This window comes from Corallococcus sp. CA047B (assembly GCF_003612065.1).
Classification (GTDB): domain Bacteria; phylum Myxococcota; class Myxococcia; order Myxococcales; family Myxococcaceae; genus Corallococcus; species Corallococcus praedator.
Window position 1 is genome coordinate 1 of the sequence record NZ_RAWD01000275.1, and the last position, 13,146, is coordinate 13,146.

General features: G+C 71.3%; 10 protein-coding genes. 6 read left to right on the top strand and 4 right to left on the bottom strand.

Features of this window, described 5'->3' with window-relative positions; translation table 11 throughout:
• Positions 1-1,910, bottom strand: a 1,910-nt coding sequence (locus tag D7X74_RS31740) for a HEAT repeat domain-containing protein (RefSeq protein WP_120536761.1), incomplete at its 3' end; no start/stop codon positions are given.
• A gap of 59 nt (positions 1,911-1,969) precedes the next feature.
• Between D7X74_RS31740 and D7X74_RS31745 the strand changes: the two genes are divergently transcribed.
• From D7X74_RS31745 to D7X74_RS31760, 4 genes are all read left to right on the top strand, one after another.
• Positions 1,970-2,953 carry a hypothetical protein gene (locus D7X74_RS31745; protein WP_120536762.1) on the top strand — a complete coding sequence of 328 codons (984 nt, stop codon included), beginning with the start codon at positions 1,970-1,972 and terminating at the stop codon, positions 2,951-2,953.
• Between the two features lie 76 nt (positions 2,954-3,029).
• Positions 3,030-3,965 (top strand): MoxR family ATPase, encoded by a 936-nt coding sequence (locus D7X74_RS31750; protein ID WP_120536763.1) that lies wholly within the window; start codon positions 3,030-3,032, stop codon positions 3,963-3,965.
• The gene (locus D7X74_RS31755) at positions 3,962-5,290 is read left to right on the top strand and encodes a DUF58 domain-containing protein (protein ID WP_120536764.1); all 1,329 of its coding nucleotides are present in this window, start codon (positions 3,962-3,964) and stop codon (positions 5,288-5,290) included. The genes D7X74_RS31750 and D7X74_RS31755 overlap by 4 nt, the downstream gene beginning before the upstream one ends.
• Positions 5,291-5,543: 253 nt before the next feature.
• The gene (locus D7X74_RS31760) at positions 5,544-8,291 is read left to right on the top strand and encodes an SNF2-related protein (protein ID WP_120536765.1); all 2,748 of its coding nucleotides are present in this window, start codon (positions 5,544-5,546) and stop codon (positions 8,289-8,291) included.
• Between the two features lie 4 nt (positions 8,292-8,295).
• Here D7X74_RS31760 and D7X74_RS31765 read toward each other — a convergent pair whose 3' ends face one another.
• The 3 genes from D7X74_RS31765 to D7X74_RS31775 are packed head-to-tail and all read right to left on the bottom strand — an operon-like array spanning position 8,296 to position 9,972.
• Positions 8,296-8,628, bottom strand: coding sequence for a Smr/MutS family protein (locus D7X74_RS31765; protein WP_120536766.1), 333 nt, complete (start codon positions 8,626-8,628; stop codon positions 8,296-8,298).
• Positions 8,567-8,875, bottom strand: coding sequence for a hypothetical protein (locus tag D7X74_RS31770; protein ID WP_120536767.1), 309 nt, complete (start codon positions 8,873-8,875; stop codon positions 8,567-8,569). The genes D7X74_RS31765 and D7X74_RS31770 overlap by 62 nt, the downstream gene beginning before the upstream one ends.
• A 38-nt stretch (positions 8,876-8,913) precedes the next feature.
• Positions 8,914-9,972 (bottom strand): DUF72 domain-containing protein, encoded by a 1,059-nt coding sequence (locus tag D7X74_RS31775; protein WP_120536768.1) that lies wholly within the window; start codon positions 9,970-9,972, stop codon positions 8,914-8,916.
• 422 nt (positions 9,973-10,394) lie between these two features.
• On the opposite strand from D7X74_RS31775, the gene D7X74_RS31780 reads away from it, so the two are divergent.
• Positions 10,395-11,309 (top strand): PAS and helix-turn-helix domain-containing protein, encoded by a 915-nt coding sequence (locus tag D7X74_RS31780; RefSeq protein WP_120536769.1) that lies wholly within the window; start codon positions 10,395-10,397, stop codon positions 11,307-11,309.
• A gap of 173 nt (positions 11,310-11,482) precedes the next feature.
• Positions 11,483-13,146 (top strand): chemotaxis protein CheA (locus D7X74_RS31785; protein WP_147446756.1); only part of this gene is annotated, 1,664 nt, incomplete at its 3' end.

Below are 13,146 nucleotides of genomic sequence, written 5' to 3' on the forward strand. Positions count from 1 at the left end.
CGTGGATCCCCACCCTGCGCGACGAAGTCCGGCACCACGCGGTGGAAGGTGATGCCCCGGAAGTAGCCCTGCTTCGCGAGCGCCACCAGGTTGCCGCCCGTGAGCGGCGCGTCGCGCTCCAGCAGGACGGTGATGTCGCCCTTGCGCGTGCGCAGCGTGAGCGTCGTGCCCGGCGGCGCGGCCGGTGGGCGGTACGTGTCCTTGGGCAGCTCCACGTTGGCGGAGCGCACCGGGGCGCCCGTCAGCGCCGTGAGGGACTCGGCCGCGACGCGGCGCACGTTCGCGTGCGGGTGGTGGAGCCACTCGCGCAGGCGGGGTTCGGCCGCCCTTCCCTGCAACGCGACGAGCGCGCCCGCCACCGACTCCGCGAGGTCCGGCTCCCGGGGCACCCGCGCCGCCAGGGCCTCCACCGCGGGCAGTGCTTCGGTGTCCTGCAGCTTGCCCGCCGTGGACGCGGCGAGCGCCGCCACCACCGCGTCGTCTCCCGCGATGAGGGCTCGGACTGGCGCTTTGGCTTCCGGCACCGGACGTTCGGACAGCGCGTCCAGCGCCGCGCCTCGCACCAGGGGACTGGCGTGGTCCAGCAGCGGCACCGCGAAGGCTGCTCCGGGCGTCGGGGATGCGGTGTTCGGCGGCGATGCAGCAGCGGACACCGGGGCACCCTTGTTCGGCGCCGAGGCAGCCGCGAGCACCGGGGTGAACTTCGCCACTTCGTGCAGGCCCAGGGACAGCCGCCGGGGTTCGGACACGCGGCCGAAGCCGCACCCTTGCACCTGCTTCAGTTCGCCGGTCTGACGGTCCATCGCCGCCGCGACCCGGCAGTCCAGCCACGCGAGATCCGCGTGTGCTTCCTCGGACGTGGCGACGCGGTCGGCCTCCGCCAGCGCGCGCCGGAGGTTGATCCACAGGGGCTGAGCGCTCACCGGCAGGCCCTGCTGCGCCACCGCCAGCAGTGGATGCCCCCAGGCCGCGTTTCCTGATGCCACCTGCTTCACCTGGGGCACGAGCGTAGCCAGCGCGACCAGCGGAGGACACTGGGGTCCCTCCTCGGCCTGGCACTTCGCCGCCCACTTCGCCAACGCGCGCGCCGCCTCCGCCGCCACCCGTGGCGTGGAATCCGCGAGCACCGGCGCCAACACCGGGACGTCAGCCGCTCCACCCACGTCCCCCAGCCCCTTCACGCAGTGGGCCCGCACGTCCGGATCCACATCGCCCGCGCAGCCTCGAAGCGCGGGCACCGCCTCCGGACGCTTCGCCGTCGCCAGCAGGTACGCCCCGCCGTAGCGCACCGCCTGGGGACGCGCGGACTCCGTCAGCGCCACCATCGTCGCCAGGGGGACCTGGGCCACCAGCGGTCCTCCGGCCTTGCGCGCCGCCACGCCCAGGGCCTTCGCCGCGGGCCCGGCCCACGCACCGTCGGGCGGCGACAGGCGCGCGGTCAGGACCTCCACCGCGCCGGGCGTGGCCAGCTTTCCCAGCGACTCCAGCAGCGTGATCCGCACCGTGGGCTCGGCCTCGGTGGATTCGGCCATCGTCAGCGATTCGCTCAGCGCCATCCGGGCAGCCTCCGGAAGGGGCTCCCATGACAACGCCAGCTCCCCTGCCGCGAAAGCCGCTTCGTCACGCACCGTCGCGTCCGGCGCCGTCAGCCCGACCCGCACCGCGTCCAGCGTCCTCACGTCCTGGATGCGTCCGAGTGCACGCAGCGCTCGGCCGCGAATCACCGCGTCCGGGGCCGACGTGGCGAGCCGCACGAGTTCGCCTCCTCCCAGCGAGCGGCGATCCTCCCAGTCCGCGATCCGCTCCAGGACCCGGTCCGGCCGCCCTCCCACGTCGGATGGCGGCACCACGCGCACACACGTGGTCAACAGGAGGAGGCCAGTGGACACGGCGGCGGGCAAGCGGGCCATGTCCGGAGGGGGTAGGTCAATTCCCCGCGAAAATCCAGGGGTTATGGCGCTGAACGGGTTTGACAGCCGCGCGCGAGGGCCGGGAAGATGCCGGGCCGTTCCCCCCTCCCGGAGCACCGGCCCTGAACTGCCCAGGCTGCAAGAGCAAGGTCGCGGACGACACCGCCATCTGCCCCGAATGCGACTACATCATCGACAAGTCCTTCCTCGCGGGTGCCGAGGAAGAGTCCGGGGGTGACGAGAGCACCGGGGTCGGGCCACAGCCCAAGGCGCGTCCCTCCGCGCCGGTGCCGCGCGCACGCCCCGCCCCGACGCGCTCCAAGCCGGGCGTCAAGGCCGCGACGCCGCCGGCGGGTGATGACTCCACCAACGTGCGGAGCATGGACGACATCGCCAAGGAGCGCGCGCAGCGTCCGCCCACCCGCAGCGGGCCCGCCGCGAAGGCCGCGCCCGGGCGCAGCACCGCCGCCCGCCGAGCACCAGCGCCCGTGCCCCGCGACGAGGACGACCTCGATTCCGACGGGGGCTCACCCGATCCCTGGGCCCGCGACAGCCGGGACTCCAGCCGCTCGCCCATCGAAGACCCCGAGGTCCTGCTCGCGGACGCGCGCAACTTCCTGGGGGAGCTGGAGGGCTCGGATCGCATCGCCTTCTGGGGCGCGGCGCTGGTGGTGCTCTCCTGCTTCATGCCGTGGAAGGAGACGGCCGCGGACGGTGACTTCCTGGGCCTCATCAGCCTGGGCTTCATCTCGTTCCTCTTCGCCGTGTCGACCATGGTCTTCATCGGCATCCGCGTGCGCAACGTCATGGCGTGGGTGAACCCCATGATTCCGTGGGGCGCGCAGACGGCGAGCAGCGTCATCTGCCTCGTCTGGTCGCTCATCTTCCTGAAGATCTCCTCGGACACCACGCTGGTGCCGTCGCCGCTCGGCAACTCGGAGATGATGAACTCGTCGCCGAGCATCGGCTGTTTCCTGGGCGTCCTCGGCGCGGTGGTGGCGCTGCTCGGAAGCCTGATGGGACTGCGGCGCCCGGCGGAGTAGCCGTCCGTCGCACGGCCCGGCGGCGAGGATTTCGCTGCCGTGCCGGCCGGGAGGCGGGCTACCGTCGCCGGCCACCATGTCCGACGCCACGCCCCTCTCCCGCCTCCTCGATGCGCTGGGCTCGGCCGTCGTGGGCCAGCCCCGCGTCCTGGCCGACCTGGTGACGGCCTTCCTCGCGCGGGGCCACGTGCTGCTGGAGGGCGTGCCCGGCGTCGCCAAGACGCTCACCGCACGCAGCATGGCCGGCGCCCTGGGCCTGTCCTTCTCCCGCGTGCAGTTCACGCCGGACCTGATGCCCGCGGACATCCTGGGCACCAACATCTTCCAGCCCCAGTCCCAGTCCTTCCGCCTGATGAAGGGCCCCGTCTTCACGGAGGTCCTGGTCGCGGATGAGATCAACCGCACCCCGCCCAAGACGCAGGCGGCGCTGCTGGAGGCCATGGAGGAGCGGCAGGTCACCATCGACGGCGTCACCCACCCGTTGCCGCCGCACTTCTTCGTCGTCGCCACGCAGAACCCGCTGGAGCTGGAGGGCACCTATCCCCTCCCCGAGGCCCAGTTGGATCGCTTCCTCATGCGCGTGCGCGTGGGCTATCCGGACGCGGACTCGGAGACGTCGCTGCTGCGCGCCTACCACCAGCGCGAGGGCAAGCCTCCCGGTGTCTCACGCGTGCTGGACGCGGCCACGCTGACGGAGCTGCAGGACCGCGCGGCCCGCGTCGCGTGCGACGACTCCATCCTCCAGTACGTCGTGCAGCTGGTGCGCGACACCCGCGCCCACCCGCGCGTGCGACTGGGCGCCAGCCCCCGCGCGGCGCAGGCCCTGCTCGCGGCGTCCAAGGCGCACGCGGCGCTCAAGGGCACCGACTTCGTCACCCCGGACGACGTGAAGGCCGTGGCCCAGAGCGTCCTCAACCACCGCCTCCTGCTCAAGGCCGAGGCGGAGGTGGAGGGCGTCACCGCGGACGACGTCCTCCGGCAGATGCTCGAACGGGTGCGAGTGCCCCGGTGAGCCTCGGGCGTCCCGTCCCCACCGGCCTCGCCGTGGCGCTGTTCGCCGGGGCGCTCGTGCCCGCGGCGCTCGCGGTGGCGAGCCCCGCCTTCGGGTGGCTGGCGCTCACGGTGGACGTGGCCGTCCTCCTCCTGTGCGCGGTGGACTTCGCCCGCGCGCCCCGCGCCGCTGACCTCGAAGCGCACCGGGAGGTGGAGCCCATCCTCTCCTCCGGCGTGGACAACCCCGTGCGCTGGGTGCTGCACGCGCGCACCGACACCCCCGTGCGCGGAGAGCTGCGCGACGAGCCGCCCCTGGACGTGGAGAGCCACGGCCACCGGCAGCCCTTCACGCTGGAAGCCGGAGCGCTCTCCACGCGCCTCACGTACCGCGTGCGCCCTCCCTCCCGGGGCGATGCGCGCTTTGGCGACGTGCACCTGCGCCTGTCGGGGCCGCTGGGCCTGTGCTCGCGGCAGGTGCGCCTGCCCGCGTCCCGGGACGTGAAGGTGTATCCGGACCTGAGCGCCCTCTCGCGCGAAGCGCTGACGCTGGCGCGGGCGTCGGAGGCCGTATCCGCGCGCACGCAGCGCCGCAAGGCCATGGAGGGGCGCGAGTTCGAATCCCTGCGCGAGTACCGCCCCGGCGACGACTTCCGCCACATCGACTGGAAGTCCTCCGCGCGCCACGGCCACACGCTGGTGCGCACGTGGCAGCCCGAGCGCCACCAGCCGGTGCTGCTGCTCCTGGACTGCGGCCGTCACATGGCGGGCCGGGTGCAGGGGCGCCGCAAGCTGGATCACGCGGTGGACGCGGCGCTGCGACTCGCGCGCGTGAGCCTGGACGCGGGGGACGTGGTGGGCGTCGTGGCCTTCGCCAGCGACGTGCGCGCCTTCCTGCCCCCGCGCAAGGGCGCCGAACACCTGCGCCTCATCACCGAGTCCCTCTACCGCGCCGAGGCCGGCCTGGAGGAGAGCGACTACGGCCGCGCGTTCGACTTCGCCTTCGCGCGCCAGACGCGCCGCGCGCTGGTGGTGCTCTTCACCGACCTGGTGGACCCGGACGCCTCCGCCACGCTCCTCACCCGCACGCTGGCCCTGCGGCCCCGGCACCTCCCTGTCGTCGCGTCGCTCCTGGACGAGGACCTGGAGGCCGCCGCCACCGACGTGCCCGGCGACGCGACCGCCGCCTACGCGCGACAGGCCGCGCAGCGCATGGAGGCCGAATACCACCGCACCGCCACCACGCTGCGCGACGCGGGAGCCCTGGTGGTGCGCGCGCCGGCACGCGCGTTCGGGGCCGCGGCGCTCAACATGTACCTGGACGTGAAGGCGCGCGGACGGCTCTGAAACACGCGCGTGTTCGTGGAGCGCGCCAGACGCATTCGTCAAGACCTTTGGACATGCATCGGAACATTTCACCGCACGCGTGAGCGCGCGCGAAAACGCTCCGCCGAACAGCGTCCTTGCCAATCGCGCGGAGGCCGAGTTTTCGGCCTCGCGGAGGACCCCCTTTACAGATGCGGATCGCTCAAGAGAATGGCGCGCCTCAATCGTCCGCGCACGTGCGCGAGCGCTTCAAACCACGGATGGGAGGCGGGACTTGGCGGAGGTCGCGAGGGGTTTGAGGGTGCAGGTGGAGGCGGACGCCGCGGCTGTCGCGGCCCGGGCCGCGGAAGAACTGGTCGCGGCGGCGCTGACGCCCTTCCACGAGCGGCTGCTGGCGGAGGAGCTGCTCGCGCGCAGCGGTGACACGCAGCAGCGGCTGGCCAACGCCCTGTCCGAAGCGAAGGTGGACCTGAACCCCCACCAGGTCGAAGCCGCGATGTTCGCGATGGACGCCCTGTCGCGCGGCGGCTGCATGCTCGCGGACGAGGTGGGCCTGGGGAAGACCATCGAGGCGGGCCTCGTCGTGGCCCAGCTCATGGCGGAGGGCAAGAACCGCATCCTCATCCTGGCGCCCGCCGTGCTGCGCGCGCAGTGGAACGCGGAGCTTCGCGAGAAGTTCGACCTGGACAGCGTGCTGGTGGACGGCCGCCACGTGCGCGCCCACAACAACTGCTTCGATCAGCCCTTCCCCGTCATCTGCTCGCACCCGTTCGCCGCCAACCGCGTGAACCTGCTGGCGGAGATTCCGTGGGATCTGGTCATCATCGACGAGGCCCACCGGCTGCGGAACGCGCACCGGCCCAACAACAAGATGGGACAGGCGCTGCGCGCGGGACTCGCGGGCCGGCCCAAGCTGCTGCTCACCGCCACGCCGCTCCAGAACAACCTGATGGAGCTGTTCGGCCTGATGTCGCTCCTGGACGAGCAGATATTGGGGCCCGAGCACGCCTTCCGCAGCCGCTACCGCGCGGATGAAGGCGGCGGCATGACGGAGGCCGCCGCCTGCGAACTCAAGGAGCGACTGGCCCCGGTGGTACAGCGCACGCTGCGCCGTCAGGTGCGCGAGTACGTGCGCTACACGAACCGGCGCAGCATCGTGGAGGACTTCAACCCGTCCCCCGAGGAGCACGACCTCTACGAGAAGGTCAGCGAGTACCTCCAGCGCTCCGAAGTGGCGGCCATCGAGCCCGGCAAGAAGACGCTGCTGACGCTGTGCTACCGCAAGCTGCTGGCCTCCTCCACGTTCGCCATCGCGCCCACGCTGCGAAAGCTGTCGGAGAACCTCCAGAAGCGCCTGGAAGCGGCGCGGCTGGGACAGCAGGCCCTGGCGCTCTTCGAGCCGGAAGAGGCCAAGCAGTTCGTGGAGGAAGGCGAGGAGTGGTCCGACGACCCCGCCAAGGCCCCCGCCGTGCGCACGCTGGAGCAGGAGGTCTGGGAGCTGCGGCAGTACGCGGACCTCGCGGACTCCATCCGGATCAACGCCAAGGGTGAGGCGCTCAAGCGCGCTTTGGATCGCACCTTCGCGGTGATGCGCACGCACAGCTGGCCGGAGAAGGCGCTCATCTTCACCGAGTCCAAGCGCACGCAGCAGTACCTGTTCAACCTGCTGTCGGAGCATGGCTACCAGGACAAGATTTCACTCCTGTCCGGGGACTCGGGCAGCACGCCCGAGGAGCGCAAGGCGCTGGTGGATGACTTCCGCAACCGCACGCAGATCCTCATCTGCACGGAGGCCGGCGCGGAAGGCTTGAACCTCCAGTTCTGCAACCTGGTCGTGAACTACGACCTGCCCTGGAACCCGCAGCGCGTGGAGCAGAGAATCGGCCGCTGCCATCGCTATGGCCAGCAGCGCGACGTGCTGGTGGTGAACTTCCTCAACCGGCAGAACGCGGCGGATGCGCGCCTGTTCGAGCTGCTGGAGAAGAAGCTCAACCTCTTCGACGGCGTCTTCGGCGCGTCGGATGAAATCCTGGGCGCGCTGGAGAGCGGCGTCGACTTCGAGCGGCGCGTGCTGGACATCTACCAGTCCTGCCGCAACCCGGCCGACATCAACATCGCCTTCGACAAGCTGCGCGAGGAGCTGGAAGGCGCCATCACCCAGCGCATGACGGAGATGAAGTCCGCGGTGCTGGAGCGCTTCGACGGCGACGTGCGCCGCCGGCTGCGCGTGGCCGGAGACCAGGCCAAGGAGGTGGTGGCCCGCCGCCAGCAGGAGGCGCGCGCCCTCACCGGCTCCGTGCTGGGCAGCCGCACCTCCGGACGGCTCCAGGTGGCCAAGGCCGCCTACGCCGTGCGCGACCGCACCCAGGACGCCGTCAGCTACCTGCAACTGGACGCGGCGAGCCTTCCGTCCCGGCTGGCGCGGCTCGCCGGCTGCGAGGGCTGGTGGTTCGCCTACAAGTTCGAGATCACCGGCCTCAAGCCCGAAGAGAAGCTGGTGCACCTGGTGCTGGTGAAGGACCGCGACGGCGGCTTCCGGGCCCTGCCGCTGACGGACGGTGTCCACTTCACGAAGCTCGAGGCCAAGGAAGAGAAGCGCCGGCAGCCCGCGCCGGTGTCCGTGCAGCTCATGCAAGAGCAGTCGCTGATGACGGCCAAGGATGAGCTGATCCGGGCCGCCGAGCGCCGCAATGCCCTGGAGCTGGACAAGGCCCGCGAGCGCGCGGACCGCTACGTCGAGGACTGCCTGATGGAGTCGCGCGAGGTGGTGGAGGCCGCGCGGCAGACGTGGATCGACGCGCGCAAGGAAGTCGCGGGCGTGGAAGACACCGCGGAGCGCGCGAAGGCGCGGGCGCACTCGGACCGGATGGAGCGCGAGTACCGGCGCAAGCTGGCGTCGCTGCGCAACGAGGAGGAGAAGCGCTACGCGTCCAAGGACCGGCAGATGGCGGAGCTGGCCCAGAAGGGGCGCGTGACGGAGAAGCGCACCCTCATCGCCTCCGCGTACTTCTGGCTGTCCTGACAGGTTAGAGCGGCTTGAGCCGCACCCACGTCGCACCCCAGCCTCCGTCGCCTTCCGAGGCGCTCCGGAAGCTGTCCACCTCCGGCAGCGTGGGCAGCAGGGCCTGCACGGTGCGCCGCAGCGCGCCCGTGCCCTTGCCGTGGATGATGCGCACGTCGAGCACGCCCTTCTGCCGGCACGCCCAGAGGTACTCGGTGACGAGTTCCTTCACCTCACGGGGCTGGAAGAGGTGCAGGTCGAGGTTGCCATCGACCGGAATTTCTACCGCCTCGCCCTCATCGGGCGGGGGCTCCGGCCCCTCCGGAGGAAGGGACAGGGGTGGTTTTCGCCGGGACACCGTAGCGAGCCTCCTCCTGGCGCTTCTTCTCTTCAGCCGCCAGACGCTGCTTTTCGCGCGCGATCCGGAACTCTTCCTTGAGGCTGGTGATCTCCCCCTTGAGGGAGGTGATCTCCGTCTTCACCGCGCCCTGCCGCGGTTCGCCCTCCGCGTCCTTCGCATGCTTGCCTGCCCGCTTCTCCTCCGCGCCGGCACCGCCAGCGGAAGTCATGTGCATCAGCAGGACAGCCAGGGTCATCGCCTTCATGGGCTTTCACGTAAGCAAGCGGCGTGCTCGCGCGCAAGTCATGTCGCGTGAGCAGCGCTTCGCTGCCCGCCCTCCTCCTTGTGTGACACGACGCGTTCCGCGAGCCGGATGGCGGACAGGGGAGCGCTCCCTTCCGCCTTGTTGTTGATGGTCACGAAGACGGGCCGCTCGCGCCGCACCGCCGCCATGCACACCCGGGCCAGCACGTCGCGGGTGCCAACATCTTCGTCCACCAACTTGTTGAAGGGGGCGTAGCGGGCACGCGCCTCCTCGTAGCCCAGGTTGGGCGGCAGCATCCAGCGCACCACCACGGCGCGGGACTCGAAGGCACGTGTGAGCTTCGCCTGACGCGCGACGGGCGGCATGTGGGCCCAGACCGCGAGCACGGGGCTGACGCCGGTGTCCGCGAGCGCCTGGGCGAAGCCCTCCGTCAGCAGCTCCTCATTGCGCACCTCCACCGCGTACAGCGGGCCTTTGGGCAGCGCGCGGAAGAAGGCGTGCAGCCGTTCCACGAAGCGCGCCGCGCCGCCGAGCGAGGCCGGGTCCTGCGGGGGGAACTGGAAGACGAGCGGGCCGGCCTTGTCGCCCAGGCCCTCCAGGAAGGGCCCCACCACGTGGTCCATCGCGTAGGCGGCCTGGAGGAAGCGGTCGTTCACCTGCCCTCGGTGCGCGCCATAGCGCTCGTGCACGGGGAAGCGCGCCAGCGTGCAGGCCTCGTGGGCCTTCACGAGGAAGCGGAAGCCGTCCGGCACCTGCTGAGCGTACTCGGCGAAGGCGGCGGCGGGCACGGGCGCGTAGAACGTCCGGTCGATGCCCACCGTGCGCAGCACCGGGTGGTGCGCGTAGGCGCCCAGGCCCTCCTTGGCGAGCTGCGTGGTGCTGGCCTCGTGGTCGTAGACGAGCCCCGTCCACCCCGGGAAGGTCCACGAGGACGTGCCCAGGTAGACGCCCTTGGGAAGCTGCTCGCCCAGCAGCCGCAAGTCGTCGGACACCGGGGCCGGGGCCAGCGGCTGGGTGCGCCGGCGGGACGACACGGGGGCTTCCTCCAGCGCCCCGGTGAAGAGGTCGAACTGGGCGGGTCGTCGCGAGGCACTCATGCAGTCAGCTCCCTTCCTACGGAGGTCCGGGTCAGCCCCTGGGAGTAATCCCGAAGGCCACACAATGCAGGAGGTTGCCTCGAATCCAGGTGACGTTCCAGGTTTCCGGCACGCCCAGCAGGCAGCCGGCCCCCCTCGGAGAAGGCCAGGGGACGGGTCCCCGCCTCCAGGCGCTGGCTCCCATGTCCTACGCCGTGGGCGCTTCCAAGCCAGACGCGCTCTGTCCAGAGAGCCACGGCGGATGTCTGGGATTGGCCCTGCGCGCAAGGCCCGGCGGGCGGACAACCTGGAGGGTGGGTGGGTCAACACACGTCCTCCCCCCTCCTGCGAAGCCTGTCGTTTCGCGGTAAGCTCATGAAACCTTTGAAGCCCTTCATTCCACTGGAAAAGTGGATTGGGGTTGCAACGGGCGGGGGGTCACCATGGACTGGTCATTGACGGCATCCCTGCTGGCGGAGCGGGACGGGCGCCCCATCGTCGTGATGGACAGGCGGGGCCGGATCGAGCTGGCCAATGGAGCGCTGACCTCGCTCCTGGGACGCCCCCGCGAGGAGTTGCTGGGCCGTCGCTGGACGGACGTGTGTACGCCGCGAGAGCTGGGCCAGGAGGTGGGACAGGCGCTGCGCGCGGTCTTCACCAGCGCGGAACACCGGCTGGAGACCGAGGTGCTCACGCGCGAGGGAGAGCGTCTGTCGGTGGAATTGGATGTCGTGGCCGTGGGCCGGCCCCCGCTGCGGCTCGTCTGCATCGTCACCCGCGCCGGGCCTCCCCTTCCCATGCCTCGGCGTGCCGTGGCCCATGGGGAACCCGGCCAGGGGCGGGACCTGAGCTATGAAATCTCCACCGAGCTGTCGACGTTCGGGACGCTCAAGGCGGTCTGGCGCGCGGACCACGTGGAGCACGACGACATGGTGGGACGCCCGTGCTTCGGCGCGTTCGCCCACCGCGACACGCCCTGCCAGGACTGTCCGCTGACCGCGGTGTCCCCCACGTCCTGGCCCCACACCATCGTCAGGCAGGCCTCCGCCGCCGGCGAGGGCTTCGAGGTCGTCACCGCCACCCCGACGAGCGCCGGCACCGCGCGGATCAGCGTGCACACGATTGGTGACACCACGCTCACCGGCCTCTTCGAGGCGAAGGTGCGAAGGCTGGCGCAGGCCGCGCGCCTGTCGGAGCGCGAAGGCGATGTCTTGCGTTACCTCGCGCTTGGACGCTCCCCCATCGACATCTCGACGGTGCTCGGGATTACCGAGCGCACCGTAAAATTCCATCAGGCCAATCTGTTGCGGAAGCTGGGCGCGGAAACACGGTTTGACCTGCTTCGCCTGTTCTTCTGACCAGGGCACCTTCCCCGCGGGACAGCTTTCGCGTTTCTGACATTGAGACATGCTGTCGACTCGACTCCGGTGTCCTGCGGGTCGGGGGGGCCGTTGCCCATGGGCAGCGCCAGGCAGCAACCATTCATCCAGACGCCCGTCGTGCGCGCCTTCGCGCAAAGGGCGCTCCGTCCGTGAGTGACACTCCGGGCTGGGACGACGTGATGCGGGAGTTCCTGCTTGAGTCCCGCGAGCACGTGCAGAGCGTCGAGGCGACGGTGTTGGAATTGGAGGCGCAGCCGGGCTCCCAGGCCCTGCTGGCGCAGCTGTTCCGGAGCCTGCACACCGTGAAGGGCACCTGCGGCTTCCTGGGCTTCACCCGCCTGGAGGGGCTGATGCACGCCGCCGAGGAGCTGCTCGGGCTGGCGCGCGACAAGCGGCTCACGCTCGACCGCGAGCGCGTGTCCACGCTGCTGGCCCTCGCGGACGTGGCGCGCGGCGCGCTGGAGCACATCGAGGCGACGGGCATGGAGCCCGCGGCGGACCACTCCGCGCTGCATGCCCGGCTGGCGGGCGCGGCGGCCGAGTCCGTACCGCTGGAGGCTCCGGAGGCCCCGCCCGTGCCGGGCATCCTGCCCTGGCGCGGCTCCTCCACCGGCGTGGACTCCAAGCTGCGGGTGGACGTGGCGCTGCTGGACCGGTTGATGAACCTGATGGGCGAGCTGGTGCTGGCGCGCAACCGCATCCTCCAGTGCGCGGCGGGCCCCACGCCGGGCGCCGACCTCGTCACCGCGTCGCAGCGCCTGGATGTCGTCACCACGCAGGTGCAGCAGGTGGTGATGAAGACGCGGCTCCAGTCGGTGGGTCAGGTGTGGAACCGCTTCCCCCGGCTCGTGCGCGAGCTGGCGCACGGGTGCGGCAAGCAGGTGCGGCTGGTCCTCCAGGGCGCGGACACGGAGCTGGACAAGACGCTGGTGGAGGCGCTGCATGATCCGCTCACGCACCTGCTGCGCAACGCCGTGGACCACGGCGTGGAGACGCCCGAGCAGCGCGTGCAGCGGGGCAAGCCGCCCGTGGGGTGCGTGACTCTGAGCGCGTCGCACGAGGGCGGGCTCGTGCACCTGGGGATGTCCGACGACGGCGCGGGCATCGACGTGCAGCGCGTGCGGCAGGTCGCGGTGCAGCGGGGCCTGGTGACGGCCGACCAGTCCGCGCGGATGTCGGACCTGGAGGCGCGAATGCTCATCTTCATGCCGGGCTTCAGCACCGCGGAGCGCGTCACGTCGCTGTCCGGGCGCGGCGTGGGCATGGACGTCGTGCGCACGCAGGTGGAGCGCATTGGCGGCACCGTGGAGGTGCACAGCCGCCAGGGCCAGGGCACCACGTTCACGCTGAAGATTCCCCTCACGCTGGCCATCATCCCCGCGCTGCTCGTCACCTGCCGGGGTGACCGGTACGCGCTGCCCCAGGCGAGCCTGCGCGAGGTGGTGTGGCTGGAGCCCGACCAGGCCCGGCGCGACATCACCCGCCTCCAGGACGCCTCCGTGCTGCGGCTTCGCGGGGAATTGCTGCCGCTCGTGGTGCTCGCCTCGGAGCTGGGCGTGGGGCCCGCCGCGCCGAAGCTGGACGAGGGCGCCACCATCGTCGTGTTGCAGGCCGGTGAGCGCACCTTCGGGCTGTGGGTGGACGCCATCCACGACACCGAGGAGATCGTCGTCAAGCCGCTGTGGAAGCACCTCAAGGGGCTGGCCTGCTACGCGGGCGCGACGGTGCTGGGCGACGGGCGCGTGGCGCTCATCCTGGACGCGATGGGCCTGGGCCGCCGCGTGGGCGCCGTCAGCGAGGCCCCCACCCATGT